Source organism: Nissabacter archeti (genome assembly GCF_018257325.1).
Lineage (GTDB): Bacteria > Pseudomonadota > Gammaproteobacteria > Enterobacterales > Enterobacteriaceae > Chimaeribacter > Chimaeribacter arupi.
Map to the genome: position 1 here is coordinate 173363 of NZ_JAERKB010000010.1, position 20760 is coordinate 194122.

The following is a 20760-nucleotide window of genomic DNA, read 5'->3' on the forward strand; positions in this document are numbered from 1 at the left end:
CGCGCCTCTTTTTACGGTAGTCGGCTGCTCATAACGTGTACAGCCTGAGGCCAGCCGTCGCACCCAGTCAGTGATCTGCATCACGGAATGCGGTGAAATACCCGGTAAAACGCTGAATTTCCGTCACGGCGACCGCGCCGCCGTGACGTTTCCGGCCTCGTTTATCCCTCAACGGGATAGAAGCGCTGCTGCGCCTCTGCCATCGATACCAGCCGTTCACAGGGGGCGAAACGCTCACCGAAGCGCGCCTCCAGCGTCCGCAGGCGGCTCACGGCCTCCGCAGCCCCCAGCCGGTCAAGGTAGCGGAACGGGCCGCCGAGGAACGGCGGGAAACCGATGCCGAACACCGCGCCGACGTCGCCGTCACGCGCGCTGTGGATCACCTGCTCATCCAGGCAGCGCACCGCTTCGTTCAGCATCATCATCACGCAGCGCTCGGCCAGTTGCGGCTCGGTCAGCCCCGGCTTCGGCGTAATGCCCAACAGGGTATAGAGCGACGGATCGGGCTTTTTGCTTTTGCCCCGCCCGGCATAGAGGTAGAACCCGCGGCCGTTTTTGCGCCCTTTGCGGCCATCTTTCAGCACGGCATCAAACGCCTCCGGCGCGGCAAAGCGCGGCCCCAGTTCACGCACCAGCACCGGGATAATTTTGGTGCCGACATCGATCCCGACTTCGTCCAGCAGCATGATCGGCCCGACCGGGAAGCCATACTTCACCAGCGCCCGGTCAATGCGCTCCATCGGCTCGCCTTCCAGCAGGCAGCGCGCCGCTTCATTAATATAGGGCGCGAGGATGCGGTTAACGTAAAACCCGGCGCGGTCAGCCACCACAATTGCGGTTTTGCCCTGCTGTTGCGCCAGCCGCACCGTGGTGGCGAGCGTGCGCGCATCGGTGCCGGCGTGGGGGATCACCTCCACCAGCGGCATTTTCTCGACCGGGCTGAAGTAATGCAGCCCGATCACCTGATGCGGGCGCTGCGCCTGCGCGGCAATCTGCGCAATCGGCAGCGACGAAGTGTTGGAGGCGAAAATGGTGTGCGGCGCAGCGTGCTGCTCCACCTCGGCCACCATCTGCTGTTTCAGCGCCAGATCCTCAAACACCGCCTCGACAACCAGATCAACCTGGCCGAAGCCCTGATAGTCCGTGGTGCCGGTGATCAGCTGCATCTGCCGGTTACGTTGCGCGGCGGTGATCCGTTTGCGTTTCACCTGTTTGCCCAGCGTCTCCCAGGTGGTTCTCAGCGCGTGGCCGATCCCCTCCTGGCTGATGTCTTTTATCCGCACCGGCAGCCCGGCACGGGTGGCCGTGACGCAGGCGATGCCGCCGCCCATCAGCCCGCCGCCCAGCACCCCGACACGCGCCACCGGGGCCGGCTCCGCCTCGCTGCCGCGCGCTTTTTTCAGGGCAGTGGAGGCGAAAAACAGGCTGCGCAGCGCGGCGGACTCCGGCGTCATCGCCAGTTCACCAAACGCCCGCGCCTCGGCCGGATAACCGCTGCTGCTGCCCTCGTCCAGCCCTTTGCGCACCACCGCCAGCACCCGCTCCGGGGCCGGGTAGTTGCCGTGGGTTTTCGCCAGGGTTTTCTTGCGCACCAATGGGAACAGCACCGCCTTGCCGAGCGGGCCGCCCATCAGCCGCTCCTGCCACGGCAGCGGGCGCGAGGGCCGCCAGCCGCGTTTCACCAGCGCCGCTGCGCTCTCCAGCAGAATCGACACCGGCACTGCCTCATCCACCAGCCCCATTTTCAACGCCTGACGCGCCCGCAGGTGGCGACCGGTGAGGATCATATCCAAGGCCTTGCTGACGCCCACCAGCCGCGGCAGCCGCTGGGTGCCGCCTGAGCCGGGCAGCAGGCCGAGCTGCACTTCCGGCAGGCCGAGCCGGGTGTTGTCTTCCAGCGAACAGACGCGGTAATGGCACGCCAGCGCCAGCTCCAGCCCGCCGCCCAGACAGGCCCCGTTGATCGCGGCGGCCACCGGCACCGGGAACCCGGCCACCTGCGCCATGGCCATCTGCCCTTTTTTCGCCAGCCGGGTCGCTTCCCCGGCGGTGTGGCAGGCGGCGATCATGCTGATGTCCGCCCCGGCAATAAAGGAGTCAGGTTTGCCGGAGATGATCACCAGCCCCTGCAACCCCGGCTGGGCCTGCGCCTGTTTCAGCACCAGCGCCAGTTGTTCGGCAAACTCCGCCTTCAGGGTATTCATTTTTTCACCCGGCACATCCAGGGTGATCACCCCCACCCCATCGGGCCGTAATTCAAAGCGGAACGCCGCATCCGGCGGCAGGGCGGCAACCTGCTCTTCCGGCGGCCGGGCCGCTGCGTTGTCAAAACTCATGATGCCACCTCCAGGATCATCGCCGCGCCGAGGCCACCGGCGGCACAGGCGGTGGTCAGGCCAAACCGGCCGCCGCGGCGGCGCAGCTCATGCAATGTCTGGGTGATCATCCGCGCGCCGGTGGCGGCAAACGGGTGGCCGTAGGCAATTGAGCCGCCCAGCACGTTGAATTTTTGCGGGTCCACCTCGCCGATCGGCTGCGGCCGGTTCAGTTTGTCACGGGCAAAATCGGGGCTGGCGAACATCTTCAGGTTCGCCAGCGTCTGGGCGGCGAACGCCTCATGCATATCCACCAGATCCAGCTCGCCGAGCGTTAACCCGGCGCGTTCCAGCGCCAGCGGCGTGGCGTAGGCCGGGCCGAGCAGCATATCTTCCCAGACGTCGGTGGCGGTAAACGCATAGCTGCGCAGGTAGCCCAGCGGCACCATGCCCAGTTCCGCCGCGCGGGATTCCGTCATCATCAGCACGGCGGCGGCCCCGTCAGTGAGCGGCGTGCTGTTGGCGGCAGTGACGCTGCCGTGCCGCCGGTCAAACGCCGGGCGCAGTTTGGCGTAGTGCGCCAGCTGGGAATCCTGGCGGATGTTGTTGTCCTGCTCCAGCCGGGTGCGGTAGGGCGGCAGGTGCGCGGCCATCACCTGCTGTTGCAGGTGGCCCGCTTTCCAGGCTTGTGCCGCCAGCTGGTGCGACCGGTGCGCCAGCGCGTCCTGATCCTCACGGCTGATGTGGTGGCTTTTCGCCATCTGTTCGGCGGTGTCGCCCATACGCAGGCCGGTAGAATACTCCGCCACGGCAGGCGGCACCGGCAGCAGGTCACGCGGGCGCAGGCGGCTGAAGAGTTTCAGGCGCTGTGACAGGGTGCGCGCTTTGTTGGCATCCACCAGCGTGCGCGCCAGCGTTTTACTGACGCCAATCGGCAGCACCGAGGAGGAGTCTGCCCCACCGGCGATGCCGACGCGCACCGTGCCGGCCATGATGCTTTCCGCCACATTCGCCACGGCCTGGAAGCTGGTGGCGCAGGCGCGTGACACGCTGTAGGCATCGGTCTGCACATCCATCCCGGTGCCGAGCACGATTTCGCGGGCAATGTTGGGCGCTTCCGGCATCTGCACCACCTGGCCGAACACCAATTGGTCAATCACCTGCGGGTCCAGGCCGCTGCGCGCCAGCAGTTCGCTGACCACCATTTTGCCGAGATCCACCGCCGGGATGCCGTGGTACGCCGTGGCCTGTTTGGCAAATGGCGTGCGCAACCCATCCACAATCGCAATGCGATCGCCGCTGCGGGTGATAAGCGGTAACACCTTGTCCATAGCTGCTCCTGAAAGCGGGATAATACGCGTCTGCCGTTAACAGGTCAGACCTCACAGGGGTTATTTTTAACCAAATGTTTACACGCCGCAAACCGCAACCGGCTGAAAGTGGGAGCCTGAACACCTTTTGCCCTGAGAAAAGCGCCGTTTACCCGGCCGCAATCCCCGGCTGCGGGGCCTGGGCAACAGGCAAAAAAATCCCCCGCCGGGGCGAGGGAGAGGATGCAGCAAAACAGTGGGATCAGCGCAGGCCGAGCTGGAAGATCAGGGTTTCCGCCTGGCAGGCGAAGGTGAACTCCGCGTCGAGGCGCACGCCCTCACCTTCCGGCGTGATCTGGCTGCTGATTTGGCAGGGGTCAGACTCCACGTTGCGCGCCTTTTCAGTCAGCGTCGCCAGCATTGCCTCAGCGGCGGCGCGGTCAGCAAACGCCTGGCTGTAAGAGGCGGTGCAGTCGCTGTTATCCATGATGGTACCGACATCAACACAGCAGCAGGCAGCGGTTTCCTGGGCATTACACGTCTTAATAGCATCGGACATAGTGTGCTCCTTGGCAGGATATAAAAGGGAAAGTGACAAGATAGGTAAGATTTTACGCCTGCGGCGGTGGATGCACTAGCACTTACTTTTCGTAAGCCTTTTATGGCGCACATATCCCACAAGAACCGTAAAAAATCGCTGAAAAACGACAACAACGGGCAATGTCCAGGGCGATTTTGTTAAGGCAGTCTAATTTTTGTTATCAATGCAGCAATATTTGGAAAACATTATTGCAACAAAAAGCAAGGTCAGCTCTATAATTCGCTCACTGGTCTGATTTGTCGGCCGCTCCCCGGACCCTACAATCCGCGCTCCTTGTTACGTCATGTAACAATGCTAAAAATAAACAAATAACATGAGGTTTTGGTCATGAACCAGAAAAACCTGTTCAAAAGAACTGCACTGGCAGCAGCACTCACCGTCATTACCTCGCAGGCATCCGCCGCGGGCTTCCTGCTCAATGAATATTCGACGTCCGGGCTGGGCCGCTCCTTTTCAGGTGAAGGCGCGATAGCAGACAACGCTGCGTCCGGCAGCCGTAACCCGGCCACCATGACCATGTTTGACCGCCCGGCGTTCTCCGCAGGTGCCATTTATATCGACCCGGATGTCGACATCACCGGCAATTCACCGCTGACCGGTGCCAGCACCAGCGCCAGCAATATCGCGCCGTCCGAGTGGGTACCCAATCTGCACTTCATTCTGCCGCTGAATGACCAGTGGGCAGTGGGCGCGTCCGCCACCTCCAACTATGGCCTGGCCACCGACTTCAACAGCGGCTATGCGGCCGGCCCGATGGGCGGCAAAACCGAACTCAAAACCGGTAACTTTAACCTCAGCGCCGCCTACCGCGTGAACCAGCACTTCAGCGTGGGTGTGGGGTTTGACGCTGTCTACGCACGCGCCAAAATTGAACGCAATGCCGGTGAGGCGGGCGTGCTGTCAAGCCGCGGCCTGATCTCCGCCGATACCCAGATCGCCCACCTGAAAGGTGACGAATGGGGCTACGGCTGGAACGCCGGGCTGTTATATGAAGTCGATGACAACAACCGCTACAGCCTGACCTACCGCTCGAAAGTCGACATCGATTTTGACGGCGACTACCGCAACGAACTGCCGGCACAGCTCGGCGGCACCGGCGGCAGCACCATTCCGGGTGCGCTGACGCTGAACCTGCCGGAGATGTGGGAAGTGTCGGGTTATAACAAAGTGGCCCCGAAATGGGCGATCCACTACAGCCTGACGTACACCAGCTGGAGCCAGTTCCAGGAGCTGAAAGCCACCGGCACCAGCGGCCAGACGCTGTTTGAAAAACATGAAGGCTTCAAAGACGCTTACCGCCTGGCGCTCGGCACCACCTATTACTACGACGACAACTGGACGTTCCGCACCGGTATCGCGTTTGATGACAGCCCGGTGCCGGCGCAAAACCGCACCATCTCGATCCCGGATCAGGACCGCTTCTGGCTCAGCGCCGGGACGACCTACGCCTTCAACGAAGATGCCTCCGTGGATGTGGGTGTGTCGTACATGCATGGCCAGAAAGTGCACATCAGTGAAGCGATTTCGGCCAGCCTGCCGAACTACGAGTTTGACTCCGAAGGCAAGGCCTGGCTCTACGGCGTTAACTTCAACTACCTGTTCTGACAAAGACTTCCCCATAAAAAAAGCGCCCGTGGGCGCTTTTTTTTCGTCAGATATCGGGTGGCACCGGCGGTTACTGGGCGTCGATGTCGTCCAGGTCGCCTTCAATCGCGGCCGCGTTCGGGTTGGTGGCCGGGGTGAGTTTACCGCCGCGCGCCAGGAAATCGTGGCGCTGGAAGTAGGCCTCACGCACCATCACATACGGGTCGGAAGAGTTACGCAGCAGGCCGTCAGAGTCGAGCAGCTGGGCGCGGGTTTCAATCCCTTCCACCACCCATTTCCCGGCGGACATCCAGAAGGTCAGGTAGCTCAGCGGCGGGTAGAGTTTGTCCACCCACTCACCGCCATCCTCACGGAGAGTGAAGCTGCCGTAGCCCGGCAACTCCACATACGGGCCGTAACCCACGCCATAATAGCCCAGCGTGCTGCCGAAACGGTGCGACTCTTCGCGCGCCAGTTGCGGGTTCGCCATGCCGGCCACGTCAATCAGGCCGCCCATCCCCAGCAGGGTATTGAGGAAGAAGCGGGTAAAGTGCTTCATCGCATCGTAGGGTTTGCCTTCCAGGAAGTAGTTGACCATGGTGGCCGGTTCATCCAGGTTGCCGGTGAAGTTGCTCAGGCCGTTACGCGCCGGCATCGGCACGTAATCCCGCCAGGCGACCGCCGCAGGCCGCACGATGTACGGGTCCAGCACATCGTAGTTAAAACTGAACATCGCCCGGTTGAAGCCCTCGAGCGGATCAGACCGCCCCTGCTGCTGCTCATCCGGTGAACTGGCGCAACCGGCAAGCAGTACGCCGGCAAAGGCCAATCCCATCAGGCGGTAGTTCATTCTTTTCTCCCTATTTTTACGGCAGGCGCACTACGGCACCTGCTGATTAATCTCAATATTGACCTGTTGTCGCCCGGAAAATGGCTGGAGACTGCTCTCACCTGTCCACTCCCCGTGATGGGGGGTGGCCGATCCTTCCGGCGAAATGCGTACCTTGACTTTGACCTGATGTATTGAAGAAAGCAACCTTTCAGGCATCATTGCATTCGTGTCATCAATAGTCAGTGACAGCGGGAAGCGGCTGAGCGGCAGGCGTTTTACGGCGACCGGCACCGGGCTAACGCCGTCAGTGACAGAGATCAGCACCATGCCCTGCCCCGGCAGCCGGCGTGCCGCCTCGGGTGAGAGCGTGACCGCCACGCCGAGCCGCACATTATCCATACCCGCTTTGCTGCGCGCTTGTTGAATGCTGCGCCGCAGCATCTCCGCCCGCGGGTCACCCGCCGGCAGCACCCGCAGCATCAGGCTCCAGCCCTCAATCGCTTTCGGGTAGTTCCCCTGCTGGAAGGCGTTAAACGCCAGCAGGTTCAGCACCCGCAAATCTGTCGGGTCCGCATTGCCCAGCGCTTTCAGCATCGTTTCCGCCTGGCGCTGATCGGCCGGGTCAGCTGAGCGGGTCAGCACATCGGCATAGGCCAGTTGTACGTCGCGGTTGTCCGGTTGCAGCGCATAGGCGCGGCCAAACGCCTGGGTGGCGGTGGCGGCATTGTTCAGCGCCACGCCGACCCGCCCGAGCAGCAGCCAGTTCTCCACATTCTGCGGATCGTGCTGCAACGCGGTGCGCAGCCCCAGCCCGAGGCGCGCCACGTCGTCATCCGTCAGCGGAGAGGCGTGGGCGTCCGCCACCTGTGCGCGCAAGGCGGGCAGGTCACGCACCGCCTGTTGCCAGGCAGCCACCTGCACCAGCCCGCCGGTTTTCAGGTAGAACCCGACTGCAACCAGCACCAGCACCAGCACGCCGGGGATAAGCACCCAGCGGCCCAGCGGGCGCACCGGCGCAGCCGCCCGGCCGGGAATGTCGCTCAGCAGGTTTTCCTGCAACTCCTGCACCAGCAGCGGCCGCTCAGCGATGATCCCCTGCTGTTCGTCATGGGCCAGCTCAGCCAGCCGCTCATGGTAGAACGCCTTGTTCAGGCTGTCCCGGCTGGCCTCCGGCGCACGCGCAGTGCGGCGGAAGGTGGGCGCAACCAGCAGGGTCGCGGCGATCACCAGCAATAAAAACGCAATCAGCCAAAAAGCCATCAGTCATGTGTCCTGTCAGAATCATTCAGCAGTTGCGCCAGCCGCGCCTGCTCCTGCGGCGACAGCGTGGCCGCCCGCCCCTGTCGGCGCGCGCGCAGCACCACCACCAGCCCGCCGGCCAGCACAAACAGCGCCGGGCCGGCCCACAGAATCAGGGTCGAGGCGGTCACCGGCGGCTCATAGGTCACAAAATGGCCGTAACGCGCCACCATATAGTCGATGATCTGCTGGCGGGACTGCCCCTGCTCCATCAATTGATAGACTTTGGTGCGCATGTCCGCCGCGATCATGGAATTGGAATCCGCGATGCTGTTGTTCTGGCATTTCGGGCAGCGCAACTGTTCGGTGAGCTCGCGGTACTGCTGCTCCTGTTCAGTGCTCTTGAACTGATAGGTGTCAATCGCCGCCCAGAGGTTGGTGCTCAGCAGCAACCCGGCCAGCAAACAGAGCAGCCTCATGATGCGCCCCCGCCATATTTGCGGTAGAGCGGCGCCACCTCGCGCTGCCAGACTTCCGCGTTCAGGTCACCGGCATGGCGGTAGCGGATGATGCCCTGGCCGTCGATCAGGAAGGTTTCCGGCGCGCCATACACGCCGAGATCCAGCCCCAGCATCCCGTCGCCGTCATACAGGCTCAGCGCGTAGGGGTTGCCGAGGGTGTTCAGCCAGTTCACCGCTTTGGCGCGGTCATCTTTGTAGTTCAGCCCTACCACGCGCACGCCCTGCGCCGCCAGGCTGTTCAGGTACTGGTGTTCGGCGCGGCAGGTCGGGCACCAGGTGGCCCAGACATTCAGCAGCAGCGGTTTGCCGTCACGCAGCACGGCCTGGCTGTAGGTTTTGCCCGGCTCCGCCAGCGACGCGAGGGTAAACACCGGCACCGGTTTGCCAATCAGCGCCGACTCCAGCCGGGTCGGGTCATCGCCGTGGGCGTTGCGCTGCAACTGCACCACAAAAGCAGTGGCCAGCAGCAGGAACAGGATCAGGGGAATAAATAACAGCTTACGGTTCATACTTTCTCCACCGCAGGCCCGCGCGCCTGCTTTTTGCTCATCCGGTAGCGCGGGTCAAGGATGCAGAGCACCCCGCCCGCCGCCATCAGCAGGCCACCGAGCCAGATCCAGCGCACGAACGGTTTATAGTAGAGCCGCACCGCCCAGCTGCCGTCGTCCAGCTCCTCGCCAAGCGCAGCGTAGAGGTCACGCACCAGCCCGCCGTCAATCGCCGCTTCGGTCATCATGCTGCGCGCCACGCTGTAGTAACGCTTTTCGGCGCGCAGTTCGGCCACCGGTTTGCCCCCTTCGCTGACGTCAATAATGCCTGCGCCGCCGCTGTAGTTGGGGCCGGTGATGCTGTGCACCTCGCGGAACACAAAGTGGTAGCCGCGGATATCCACGCTGTCACCCGCCTTCATCCGCACGTCACGCTCGACGCTGTAGTTCTGGCTGAAGGCGATGCCGATCACCGTGACCGCCACGCCGAGGTGGCCCAGCACCATGCCCCAGTGGCTGCGCGTCAGGGTGGTCAGCCCGCGCCAGAAACTGTGGCGGTGGGTGGCGCGCTCATGCAGCTCCAGCAGGGTCAGGATCGTCACCCACAGCGCCATCATCAGCCCGAGCACCGTCATCCCGGCGATGCGGTCCTGCATCAGCCACGGCAGCAAGACGGACAGCAGCAGCGTCACTGCCAGCGAGGCCGCCAGCCGTTTCCGGAATTTCCCGGCGTCATCCCGCCGCCAGCGCACCAGTGGCCCGATGCCGAGCAGCAGCGCCAGCGGGGCCATCAGGAAAGTGAACATGGTGTTGAAGAAGGGTTCGCCAATCGAGATGCTGCCGAGGCCAAGCTGTTTGTGCACCAGCGGCAGCAGGGTGCCGAGCAGCACCACCAGCATTGCCGCAATCAGCAGCACGTTGTTGCCGAGCAAAAAACTCTCCCGTGAGAACAGCTCATGGCGGCCCGGGCTGCGCACCTGCGCGCCGCGCACCGCATACAGCAGCAGCGACCCGCCGATGACAATCACCAGATAAGCCAGGATGTAGAGGCCGCGCTCCGGGTCAGACGCGAATGAATGCACCGACACCAGCACGCCGGAGCGCACCAGGAAGGTGCCGAGCAGGCAGAGCGAGAACGCGGTGATCGCCAGCAGCACCGTCCAGGCTTTGAAGGTGCCGCGTTTTTCCGTCACCGCCAGGGAGTGGATAAGCGCCGTGCCCGCCAGCCACGGCATAAAGGAGGCGTTTTCCACCGGGTCCCAGAACCACCAGCCGCCCCAGCCCAGTTCGTAATAGGCCCAGGCGGAGCCGAGCACAATGCCGATGGTGAGGAACACCCAGGCCGCCGTGGTCCAGGGGCGTGACCAGCGCGCCCAGGCGGTGTCGAGCCGCCCGGCCATCAGCGAGGCGATGGCAAAGGCGAACGCCACCGAGAAGCCGACATAGCCCATGTAGAGCAGCGGCGGGTGGAAGATCAGGCCAATATCCTGCAACAGCGGGTTGAGGTCGCTGCCGTCAATCGGGAAGTCCGGCAGGGTACGGCTGAACGGGTTGGAGGTCAGGATAATAAACAGCAGGAAGCCGCCGGTGATCATGCCCAGCACCGACAGCACCCGCGCCACCGCGTCCTGCGGCATCCGGCGGCTCAGCAGTGCTACCGCCAACGTCCAGGTGCTCAGCAGCAGCACCCACAGCAGCAGTGACCCTTCATGCGCGCCCCAGGTCGCCGCCACCCGGTAGTAGACCGGCAGGTGGCTGTTGGAGTTGGTCGCCACATAGGCCACGGTAAAATCGTTGACCACAAAGGCGTGCACCAGAATCGCGAACGCCCCGGCGATGCAGGCGAACATGCCGTAGGTCAGCGGCCGCGCCACCGCCATCATCCGGGCGTCCTGGCGCGCTGCGCCCCACTGCGGGTAAATGCTCAGCAGCAGGGCGACGCCCAGCCCGAGGCAGAGCAGAAAACTGCCGATTTCCGGGATCATGATTTACCGCCCTCATTGGCGACATACGCCGCCGCCGGGCCGCGGTGGTTCTCTTTCATCGCGTCTGCCACCTCCGGCGGCACATATTTTTCATCATGCTTGGCCAGCACCTGTTTGGCATCGACCACGTTATCCGGCCCCAGCACGCCCTGCGCCACCACCCCCTGCCCTTCGCGGAACAGATCAGGCAGGATGCCGGTGTACGTTACCGCGATGGCCCCGCGCGCATCATAAATCTTAAAGCTGACCTGCAAACTCTTGCCGTCGCGCTTCACTGAGCCGGGCATCACCATGCCGCCGATACGCAGGTGGTCGCCCACTTCCGGCTTCTCATGGTTTTCGCCTTTGCCCTGTAAAATTTCACTGGGGGTATAGAACAGATCGATGTTGGAACGCAGGGCATAAAGCACCAGCGCAGCGGTCAGGCCCAGGCCGACCAGCACGGCCACCGCCAGATACAGGCGGCTTTTACGACGTGGATTCACTGTGAACTCTCCTGCGCTGACGCAGCGGCGGCAGGCGTAACGGTTTTGGATGCCCGGATGCGTGTTTCCCGCGCCTCACGGCGGCGGACGGCGGCAATCACCTGGCGGCGTTGCAGCACCGTGTGCAGCAGCAGCCCGGCCAGCGTCAGCAGCGTGACCCCTACCGACAGCCAGACATAAAAGGCGTAGCCGCCCATGGCAAAAAAGGCGGCCCAGGATGAAAAAGCAGGACTCATGGGCGGGGTCTCCGGCTGAACAGGGCCAGCACCCACGGGCGGTGGCTCTCCTGGATCAGGATCAGGTTGCGCAGGCGCATCAACGTCAGGGTCAGGAAGAAGAACAGGTAGCCCACAATCGCCCAGCGCAGCGGGTAGCGCATACTTGGGTCGATGGTTTGCTGCATATTGGTGGAACCCTGGTGCAGGGTGTTCCACCACTGCACCGAGTAGTGGATGATCGGGATGTTGACGATGCCGACCAGCACCAGGATGCCGGCCGCGCGGCCCGCCAGCCGCCGGTCTTCAAAGGCGTTATAGAGCGCGATGACGCCCAGGTAGAGGAACAGCAGCACCAGCTCGGAGGTGAGGCGCGCATCCCAGATCCACCAGGTGCCCCACATCGGTTTGCCCCAGGCCGCGCCGGTCACCAGCGCGATAAAGGTAAAGGCCGCGCCGACCGGGGCCATCGCGGCCACCACCAGGTTTGCCATCTTCATCTGCCAGACCAGCGCCGTAAACGCGGCGACCGCCATCGCGCTGTAGATGCCCATCGACCACATGGCAGCCGGCACATGGATGTACATAATCCGGTAGCTGTTGCCCTGCTGGTAGTCGGCCGGGGCGAAGCCAAAGCCCCAGACCCAGCCGAGTACCAGCGTCAGCGCACCCGCCAGCCCCAGCCAGGGCACAAACCGGCCGCACAGGTGGTAAAGCCGGTCCGGCTTACCGAGTTGGTGTAACCATTTCCACATTGTTCAGTGCTCGTTGTAAAAATTCACGGTGTGAACGCCTGCCCGTGGTGCGGGGCGGCAGCCTCCCGCAGGGGCCGCTCTTGTCAGGCGCAATGAGAACAGCGCGCCCGCCAAGGCGGCGCACGTCCCGGTCCATCAGTACAGTAAGTCAGTGCACACTTATGCGCAGCGCCGCGGCGGCCGCGAAGGGTGCCAGGGTAATGCTGCCTGCCAGCATCGCCCCGAGGATCGCCAGATAGCCGTCAATCGCCATGCCGTTGGCCGCGGCCTGAATCGCGCCGCTGGCGAAAATCAGCACCGGGATCGACAGCGGCAGCACCAGCAGGCTGAGCAGCACCCCACCCTTGCGCAGCCCAACCGTCAGCGCCGCGCCAATCGCGCCGATAAAGCTCAGGGTCGGCGTGCCCAGCAGCAGCGTGAACGCCACCGCCCGCCAGGTGGGGAAATCGAGTGACAGCAGCAGCGCCAGCAGCGGTGAGAGCAGCAACAACGGCAGCCCGGTCACCAGCCAGTGAGCACATACTTTGCCTGCCACCGTGATGGCCAGCGGGGTCGGCAACAGCAGCAGCTGTTCCAGCGAGCCGTCCAGCAGGTCATCGCGGAACAGCCGCTCCAGCGACAGCAGCGATGCCAGCAGCGCCGCCACCCAGACCACACCGGGCGCAATGCGCGCCAGCAGTTGCGGTTCCGGGCCAATGCCCAGCGGGAACAGCGTAATCACGATCAGGAAAAACCAGAGCGGATTGACGATCTCCGCCCGGTTGCGGAACGCGGTTTTCAGCTCTCGCCGGATCAGGGTCATAAACATCAGGACGGCTCCGGGTCGGTCAGGCGCAGGCGGCGAACCGCCCGGCCGGTGGCGGGCAACGGCTGGTGGGTGGTCAGCAACACCATGCCGCCGCGCGCGGCCTGCTGCTCAAACTGCGCCATCAGCAGGGCAATGCCCTCATGGTCAATCGCCGTCAGGGGTTCATCCAGCACCCAGAGCGGGGCGCGGCTCAGCCACAGGCGCGCCAGTGCCACGCGCCGCTGCTGCCCGGCGGAGAGTTGTCCTGCCGGCACCTCTTCATAGCCCAGCAGGCCCACCTGTGCCAGCGCCTGCCAGATGGCCTCATAATCCGGTTTACCGGCTGCCGATTGATAGAACGTCAGGTTTTCAAACGGCGTCAGCAGGGCTTTTACCCCTGGCTGGTGGCCAAGAAACAGCAACTGCGCGTGAAAGGTTTCCCGTACCCGCCCGACAGGCTGCCCCTGCCAGCGCACTTCACCGCTTTCCGGCTGCGCCAGCCCGGCCAGGATACGCAGCAAGGAGGTTTTGCCCGCCCCATTCTGCCCTTCCACCTGGACAATTTCGCCTGGCGTAATGTTAAAATTTAAGTCACTGAACAACACCCGCTCATCGCGGACGCAGCTCAGCCGCAAGGCTTCCAGCATCGGGAAACTCATCTCTTTTGTTGGGAGCGCGAATCATAACATAAGCCGCAAGCCGCACGCAGCCCGCCCTGGAAGGGTTTGCCTATCGTTAATACCGCTTCACCGGCATTCCCCCACACAATGCTGCATTTTTCCTCAAGGTTAAGATTCTGTTACTTTTTTCTTTATTTGGCGTAACAGTTTGTGCCACCCCTTCCGTGAATTGTGAAATCTTCTATGCTTAGCAGGGGGCCTGACGGCCCGCCATTTTCATTAGCCAAGATGGCTGATGGTTCACCACACTGGGAAATGACCATGAATCAACACACCGATAAAAAACGCCCACAGGGCAAGCAGGATCAGGATGAGCACGACGTTGACAGCCAGGAGAGCGATCGCGGTACTGACATTGAAGTGGATGAGGAGAAGTTGCCGTCCCGCGCGGCCGCGGTGCATGAACAAATCCGCATGGAGGGCGAGAAGGAGCTGGAGCGTGACGGCATGGCGCTGCTGTGGTCCGCGATTGCGGCCGGGCTGTCGATTGGCGCGTCATTGATGGCAAAGGGGATTCTGCACGCCCACCTGCCGGACACCCCGGCGCGCTTCTTTATTGAGAACCTCGGTTACACCTTTGGTTTTATCATCGTCATTATGGCGCGCCAGCAGTTGTTCACCGAGAACACCGTGACCGCCGTGCTGCCTATCATGCATAAACCCACGCTGAAAAATTTTGGCCTGCTGTTCCGGCTGTGGGGCTGGGTGCTGCTCGGCAACGTGATTGGCGCGGCCTGTGCCGCCCTCGCCTTCCTTTATATGCCGATTTTCGATGAATCCGTCCGTCACGCTTTTGTCAGCATCAGCGAGAAGATCATGGAAAACACGCCGACGGAGATGTTCGCCAACGGCATTATCTCCGGCTGGCTTATCGCGACGATGGTCTGGATGTTCCCGTCCGCCGGCGCCGCCAAACTCTGGGTGATTGTGCTGATGACTTACCTGGTGGGCATCGGAGACCTGACGCACATCGTGGTGGGGTCGGTTGAGATCCTCTACCTGGTGTTTGCCGGGGTTATCCCGTGGCAGGAGTTTATTTACCCGTTCGCCCTGCCGACGCTGGCCGGCAATATCATTGGCGGCACCTTTATCTTCGCGCTGATAAGCCACGCGCAGATCCGCAATGACATGAGCAACGAAGCCAAAGCGCGGCTGGAAGCCGAACAGAAAAAGGCGCGCAAAGCAGAGGAAAAGGAGCAGGAGAGCCGTTAAGGCGCGGCCGTCACGCCACGGATTGGCGAGGGAATAGGCAAACGGTCAGCCGGGCGCTTATTCTCAGAGCAAAAATGGGTATAATGCCCGGCGGACGGCACCACGCCGTCCGGTTGTCCCCTTAGTTAAATGGATATAACGAGCCCCTCCTAAGGGCTAGTTGCAGGTTCGATTCCTGCAGGGGACACCATGTAACAGTTCGCCACCCTCCGTAGCAGTTCGCAAATCCTCAGTAAAACCCATATCTAGCACTAATAGTCGTTCGCTGTGGTTCGTGACAGCCGCTATCTTGTCTGGGTAAATACTGGGTAATTATTTTTACCCAAAGAAATTTTACCCAATGCTCACGATAAAACAGATTGAGGCCGCAAAGCCTAAGGAAAAGCCCTACCGCCTGCTGGATAGCAACGGCCTCTATTTATATGTGCCGGCATCAGGTAAGAAGGTGTGGCAGCTTCGCTATCAGTTCGATGGCAAAGAGAAAGTGCTCACCGTGGGTAAGTACCCCATCACCTCCCTGGCGGAAGCGCGTGACAAAGCATTCGAAGCAAAGAAGCAGATAGCTGCAGGTGATGATCCGTCTCAGTCAAAGAAGAGAGAAGTAAAGGAAGATAACTTCGAGTCGATATTCCGGGAATGGTACGACCATAAGCGGCAGGTGTGGTCGGAAGGATATGCTGATGAGTTGCTCAGGATGTTCGAGACCGACATTTTACCCGACCTGGGTAAATTCGCGATGGATGAGATTGAGCCGATGACCCTGCTCAAGGTGCTGCGGAAGTTTGAAGAGCGCGGTGCCATGGAAAGAGCCAACAAGGCGCGACGTCGCTGTGGGGAGGTATTCAGGTATGCGGTTGTGACTGGCCGGGCAAAGTACAACCCTGCCCCAGACCTGGCTGATGCGATGAAGGGTTACCGGAAGAAGAACTACCCTTTCCTGCCGGCCGACCAGATACCTGCCTTCAACAAAGCTTTATCCGGCTTCTCTGGCAGTGTCGTTTCCAAGGTTGCGACTCAGGTTCTGCAGTACACAGCCATGCGAACGAAAGAACTCCGAAGTACGCAATGGGCGAACGTCGATTTCGAGAACAGGATGATCACGATTGACGCTGAAGTGATGAAAAGCCGCAAGACTCACCTGGTGCCGATGTCCCAACAGGTGTATGACCTGCTCCAGTTCCTTAAGCCGATCACATCCATATCATCTTTCGTGTTTATGGGAAGAAATGATAAGAAGAAGTCGCTCAGTGAGAATGCTGTGCTCCTGGTGATCCGGCAGATTGGCTATGAAGGGTTAGCCAGTGGTCATGGCTTCAGACACCAGTTCAGCACTATCCTGAACGAGCATGGATGGCCGCATGATGCTATTGAGCGCCAACTAGCACATGTGGACAGGAACAACATTCGTGGCATCTACAACCACGCCCAGTACATGGAGAAACGCCGGGAGCTGATGCAGTGGTGGGCTGACTATATAGATGGGCAGACTACCTAACCGCGCTCTCACGTCCCACGATGCCAAAACATGCAAAGGCTTGGGAAAGGTCACAAACCTTTGCATGTCCCAAATCCGTCCCATCCCCATTATCATGCTGGGGCGAACTACTGCTCCATCTTCTTATCGCCTGATTACGCAGGTGATTTATCCTCAATTCGTATGAATGAAGCTAGCGCGAATAATAAGTTACTGATAATTAATAAATAATTTATGATCATCAGTAGCGTTATTCCTAATGCCAACCATTAACAATTTGTGTGCTGTGTACCTTTAAGATAGGCTTTCACAAATATTTACTTTTACGTTTCTTGAAACGGACACGAAGACTTTAGGAGTTCAAATTTTGGACAAAGATGCTTTCCAGATTTTTGGTGATAACAACGATATTGAAGTTTACTCCGCAGATAGCATTGGCGAGAACGTAAAAATAAATATCAAAGGTCATGGACACACAATAAAAATTGAAGAAGGTGTTATTCTTCGCAATTTAATAATTAATATTTCCGGCCAGCAAAGCGTTCTCCACATTGGAAGGAATGCCAATATTCGTGGTTCAATTCATATTAGGCACTTTGGTTCCAAAGTATTAATAGAAAAAGACTTCACGGCAGTTGGTGTTCAGCTCTTTGCACTGGAAGGAAAAACAATTAGCATTGGTGAAGACTCTATGTTCTCTAGTGGCATCATTGTCAGGACTTCTGATGAGCATCCTATTCTGGATTTGAATACTGGAGAACGCATAAACCACGCTAAAGATGTAGTGGTAGGGAAGCACGTATGGGTGGGGGAAGGTGTCACCTTAAACAAGGGCGCTGACATTCCTGATGGTTGCATCATTGGAGCGAAGTCTTTTGTTTCTAAGAAACTAAGCACTCCATCTTCTGCTTATGTGGGCGCTCCAGCAAAACTTTCTCGCGAAAATGTTTTATGGAAAAGAAAACTCTAAATAAAGGTATACCAGCTAAGAATCTTAACTGATATACCCCTTTTTTATCTAACGAGGCAAAGGGCTACAGCGTAACCTTTGCTTTCGTTATACGGCGTTCGAATTTCCATACACCGCATTCGAGTTTCATTTTCTGACGCTGTCCCAAGCCCTGGGGTTTTGGATGGGCTCACATAGCCATCAACAATCACGGAAGCATCAACGCGGACGTGCACCTCGCCAAGCAGAGCAACAGGCGTCCATTCATCTCGCCTTTCTGAGCGTTTGACCTGCTCTTTGCTGATATCGAATTTAGGGTTCTCCATTGGAGAATCGATGTATGCGCCTTTATAACCTCCGGCACCCTCATTCAGGGAATCATCCCACCCGCCCGCTTCTTCATCCCAAACTTGACCGGTAATGATTTCACCAAATTCATCTCGCTGATAACGATCAGCCCAGGTAAATGACGTATCTCCGAGTAGCATTGCAAAAGTCCTGGAGTGCGCGCTAAATTCCTTATCTCCTTCCTTTGCCAGGCGGACTTTCCTCCCCTCCCAAGCGACCATTGAACCAACCGGAATCGCTGTATATTCGATATTTTCAAACATCTTGGCAATGTCGGTAAATGTCACGTTCTGTGATAAGGTGCCGGCAATATTTACATTGCCGTTAGAAAGCACTTGGAATTTAGTATTTGCTGTGCTGGCTGAACCAGAACCGCTATCACCAAAAGCAATGCTCCTGAGAGTCGCATTAATAGTTCTCCGGCCAAGTGTTACTGCACCAGATGCGGTTGCTTGACTATTATTACCAGCTAATACAGCGGAAAGGTCTCCGCTCGCAATATTAGCCCCGCCACCTAATACAATAGCCTGTGCCCCGCTAGCTGTACTGCTTGTTGCTCCAATATTTCCTGCGTTACTCCCTGTAGCATTGCATGTGGCAGCGCCAATATTAAAGGAGTAAGTAGCAGAGGCAGCGCAACTTGTGGAACCGATATTTACAGAATATTGACCGGATGCGCTGCAAGCGTTTACTGCAATATTCCCTGAGCGACTGGCCTTAGCGCTTGAGTTGTTTGCTCCAAGGTTAAAGCTGAGTTCACCATAAGTTGCACAGTTATTTGCAGTAGCGATATTGGCCGAGTAATTACCCGCTTCCAAAATAGTAGCCTGCACTACCTCAAACAAAGATTCAGTTTTGGTGCTGTATCCAGCGCCGGCGTTTGTCAGGGTAACGCTGGTGATCGCGCCATTGGCATCAACTGTGTATGTTGCTGCAGCCGTAGTGGTTGGCGCAGACAGGCGATCATAAAATGCTACAGAGCCATTGGCGCTGTAGCCGGTTCCCGCTGACACCACAGCAATTGACGCAATGGTGCCATTGCTGTTCACATTAACCTTGAGCACAGCTCCACGCCCGCCGCCCGCGTAGGCATCCACAGAGGCAATGTTTACGGCATGTAACCCCGTCGCCCAGCCCCGGCGGGATCCAATGTTTACACCGGTTTCACCAGTCACGTGAGACGTGATAGAGCTGATATTAGAGCCTCGGAAGCCGCCATCAACCCGGCAGTCTTCTGAACCGATATTGACTGACTGTGGCACCGTGGCGCGACATTGACGGGCAGAGTAGTTTCCGGAGACGTTCCCCATCGAGTAGCTATAGATTGACCCTACGTTTACTGCGCGAGACGGGCCACCTGAGCGGCTGTTCTGCGATGCAATCAGCGCGTACAGGTCACGCGTACTACGACCTGAGGGCTGGTAGTCGCCTGTGAGAGGGTTTTGATACTTGGCTTCATATTCTCCCGTATCAGTAGTGCTGGAGATCAGGGCACCACCTGAGGGCATTTGCAGCGTTACGTTGTTGCCCGTGTCCACTGATGGAGAGATGAAGTTACCGTTGATATACGTGTTGGCAGCTGGTGGTGCATCAACCAGATAAGACTGGCCGGCAAGATTTACAACCCTACCAGTAAGCACCGCCTCAAGCGCAGCGAACCGTGCCGTATCATTGGTCGTACCATCACCGGCAATGTCAGCAATATCCATAGCAGAGATAGTGTCTGCATTCTTACTATGCTGAGTTCTTGAACCTGCGAAAGAATAAGGCTGCTTGACCGCAATCAGGGCATCACCATACCCATCACCAGTATCATTTAACTGCTGTCGAAGCTGATCGGGGTCGTAACGCAACACGTTCGGGAAGTAAAACTGCTGTACGCCGAATAAGTCGTATACGGCCATTGAGTGGCCTTCAACCGTGACGATTTTCGCTACCTGGCCGTTATATACCGGGAAGCCGCCAAGGTTGATTAAAATAGGCTGAGGAATGGGGATGTGACTGCCATCCTCATTCTCCACATAAGCCTGGATTCGGTTAGCGGCAATAGTCGGGTCGGTATCAATCTTGCCAAGGTAAATGCGACCGCCGGCAAGCGCCTTAAATGCTCGCGCCGCGGTGAACAGCTGTGACGGCATGGATACAACAACATTTGGCGTGATATCGGCCATTGGTTCTCTCCTGAGGCCAACCCCAGAGGCAGAAGGAATTACACTACCGCTCACAGCTGTGAGGGCTATGTTTTTGAAGAATGTCCTTCTTTGCATGTCTGTACTCCATCGTATTGAAAGGATGAATGAGACACGGTTTATCTGAGGATTGGAAGAATTATGATGTGCGATGATTGTAAGGAGGCTAGCAACATACCGGGAGACAGTTAGCGCTATAAAAGTACCGGTATGCATAGAGACCGTTAAAGGCCATATCTTTTCTAAATTTAATTAAGAATTACTTAACAAATGGAGTTTGAAATGAAATATTTCGTTGGCGTCCTTCTTTCTATATTTGTTATCCCAGCATACGCGATTGATGCAAGCGACTTTAGCGAGCTTGAGGGTTACTCGGTCGCTGCCGTTACTCGTATCGAAGGTGATTTCGAGGGTTGTGAATACGATAAGGTGTTGAAGTTACAGAATGGTTGGTTCCTAACCTGTCAAACTTATCGATATCATTACGCATATTCACCACAGGTCGCAATATTGGTTAACGATATTGGTCGTGGGTATGCAGTAAAAGCTGTCATAGGTAATGATATTTATGACATGCAAGCTATTACAAAAAATTGATAGGCCAAGTCATTCTGGTGGCTTATCTCCTTGAGAAATGGCCATTATAGTTTTGTTCAAAGCATTTATATTTTGTTCAAACTTACTAGTGCCTTTGAGTGTGTTCGCCAAGCGTAGCGTGGCATTCTTCACTGGCTTGCTCTCATAAATGCGAGCCAGTGCACCATAACTCAAGAAAGCCGCTGTCCCTGCCC

General features: G+C 58.8%; 19 protein-coding genes and 1 tRNA gene. 6 read left to right on the forward strand and 14 right to left on the reverse strand.

Annotated features, from left to right (window positions below):
* Positions 1 to 161 precede the first annotated feature (161 nt).
* From fadJ to JK232_RS15560, 3 genes are all read right to left on the reverse strand, one after another.
* On the reverse strand, positions 162 to 2336 hold the full coding sequence (gene fadJ, locus JK232_RS15550; protein ID WP_212589377.1) for a fatty acid oxidation complex subunit alpha FadJ: 2175 nt from the start codon (positions 2334 to 2336) through the stop codon (positions 162 to 164).
* Positions 2333 to 3646: an acetyl-CoA C-acyltransferase FadI gene (fadI, locus tag JK232_RS15555; RefSeq protein ID WP_072930653.1), complete on the reverse strand. Its 1314-nt coding sequence runs from the start codon at positions 3644 to 3646 to the stop codon at positions 2333 to 2335. Before fadI ends, fadJ begins: the two co-directional genes overlap by 4 nt.
* Before the next feature lie 241 nt (positions 3647 to 3887).
* Positions 3888 to 4184, reverse strand: a complete 297-nt coding sequence (locus JK232_RS15560) for a YfcZ/YiiS family protein (RefSeq protein ID WP_072930655.1) — start codon at positions 4182 to 4184, stop codon at positions 3888 to 3890.
* 369 nt (positions 4185 to 4553) lie between these two features.
* Here JK232_RS15560 and fadL point away from each other — a divergent pair, with 369 nt between their 5' ends.
* Entirely contained in the window at positions 4554 to 5831 is a 1278-nt protein-coding gene (fadL, locus tag JK232_RS15565) for a long-chain fatty acid transporter FadL (protein ID WP_072930657.1), read from the forward strand.
* 70 nt (positions 5832 to 5901) lie between these two features.
* On the opposite strand, the gene mlaA is transcribed toward fadL, so the two are convergent.
* The 10 genes from mlaA to ccmA form a co-directional block, all read right to left on the reverse strand.
* Positions 5902 to 6660 carry a phospholipid-binding lipoprotein MlaA gene (mlaA, locus tag JK232_RS15570; RefSeq protein ID WP_072930659.1) on the reverse strand — a complete coding sequence of 253 codons (759 nt, stop codon included), beginning with the start codon at positions 6658 to 6660 and terminating at the stop codon, positions 5902 to 5904.
* A gap of 30 nt (positions 6661 to 6690) precedes the next feature.
* Positions 6691 to 7902, reverse strand: coding sequence for a c-type cytochrome biogenesis protein CcmI (gene ccmI, locus JK232_RS15575; RefSeq protein ID WP_212589378.1), 1212 nt, complete (start codon positions 7900 to 7902; stop codon positions 6691 to 6693).
* Positions 7902 to 8360 carry a cytochrome c-type biogenesis protein gene (locus JK232_RS15580; RefSeq protein WP_072930663.1) on the reverse strand — a complete coding sequence of 153 codons (459 nt, stop codon included), beginning with the start codon at positions 8358 to 8360 and terminating at the stop codon, positions 7902 to 7904. Before JK232_RS15580 ends, ccmI begins: the two co-directional genes overlap by 1 nt.
* Entirely contained in the window at positions 8357 to 8911 is a 555-nt protein-coding gene (locus tag JK232_RS15585; protein ID WP_072930665.1) for a DsbE family thiol:disulfide interchange protein, read from the reverse strand. Before JK232_RS15585 ends, JK232_RS15580 begins: the two co-directional genes overlap by 4 nt.
* Entirely contained in the window at positions 8908 to 10875 is a 1968-nt protein-coding gene (locus JK232_RS15590; RefSeq protein WP_212589379.1) for a heme lyase CcmF/NrfE family subunit, read from the reverse strand. Before JK232_RS15590 ends, JK232_RS15585 begins: the two co-directional genes overlap by 4 nt.
* Positions 10872 to 11360 (reverse strand): cytochrome c maturation protein CcmE, encoded by a 489-nt coding sequence (ccmE, locus tag JK232_RS15595; protein WP_072930669.1) that lies wholly within the window; start codon positions 11358 to 11360, stop codon positions 10872 to 10874. The genes JK232_RS15590 and ccmE overlap by 4 nt, the downstream gene beginning before the upstream one ends.
* Positions 11357 to 11596, reverse strand: coding sequence for a heme exporter protein CcmD (gene ccmD / locus JK232_RS15600; protein ID WP_072930671.1), 240 nt, complete (start codon positions 11594 to 11596; stop codon positions 11357 to 11359). Before ccmD ends, ccmE begins: the two co-directional genes overlap by 4 nt.
* Positions 11593 to 12330, reverse strand: coding sequence for a heme ABC transporter permease (locus JK232_RS15605; RefSeq protein WP_072930673.1), 738 nt, complete (start codon positions 12328 to 12330; stop codon positions 11593 to 11595). Before JK232_RS15605 ends, ccmD begins: the two co-directional genes overlap by 4 nt.
* 148 nt (positions 12331 to 12478) lie before the next feature.
* Positions 12479 to 13138, reverse strand: coding sequence for a heme exporter protein CcmB (gene ccmB, locus JK232_RS15610; protein WP_072930675.1), 660 nt, complete (start codon positions 13136 to 13138; stop codon positions 12479 to 12481).
* Complete coding sequence (gene ccmA / locus JK232_RS15615) at positions 13138 to 13764, reverse strand: cytochrome c biogenesis heme-transporting ATPase CcmA (RefSeq protein WP_212589391.1); 627 nt, start codon at positions 13762 to 13764, stop codon at positions 13138 to 13140. Before ccmA ends, ccmB begins: the two co-directional genes overlap by 1 nt.
* Positions 13765 to 14058: 294 nt before the next feature.
* Between ccmA and JK232_RS15620 the strand changes: the two genes are divergently transcribed.
* From JK232_RS15620 to JK232_RS15635, 4 genes are all read left to right on the forward strand, one after another.
* The gene (locus tag JK232_RS15620; protein ID WP_072930700.1) at positions 14059 to 15009 is read left to right on the forward strand and encodes a formate/nitrite transporter family protein; all 951 of its coding nucleotides are present in this window, start codon (positions 14059 to 14061) and stop codon (positions 15007 to 15009) included.
* A 115-nt stretch (positions 15010 to 15124) separates the two neighbouring features.
* Positions 15125 to 15199: transfer RNA gene (locus JK232_RS15625), tRNA-Arg, on the forward strand.
* Positions 15200 to 15349: 150 nt separating this feature from the next.
* Entirely contained in the window at positions 15350 to 16504 is a 1155-nt protein-coding gene (locus JK232_RS15630; protein ID WP_212589380.1) for a tyrosine-type recombinase/integrase, read from the forward strand.
* A 346-nt stretch (positions 16505 to 16850) separates the two neighbouring features.
* On the forward strand, positions 16851 to 17453 hold the full coding sequence (locus JK232_RS15635) for an acyltransferase (protein WP_072933755.1): 603 nt from the start codon (positions 16851 to 16853) through the stop codon (positions 17451 to 17453).
* A gap of 44 nt (positions 17454 to 17497) precedes the next feature.
* Here JK232_RS15635 and JK232_RS15640 read toward each other — a convergent pair whose 3' ends face one another.
* Complete coding sequence (locus JK232_RS15640; RefSeq protein WP_212589381.1) at positions 17498 to 19951, reverse strand: phage tailspike protein; 2454 nt, start codon at positions 19949 to 19951, stop codon at positions 17498 to 17500.
* A 300-nt stretch (positions 19952 to 20251) separates the two neighbouring features.
* Here JK232_RS15640 and JK232_RS15645 point away from each other — a divergent pair, with 300 nt between their 5' ends.
* Positions 20252 to 20566, forward strand: coding sequence for a hypothetical protein (locus JK232_RS15645; protein WP_212589382.1), 315 nt, complete (start codon positions 20252 to 20254; stop codon positions 20564 to 20566).
* Positions 20567 to 20760: the final 194 nt, after the last annotated feature.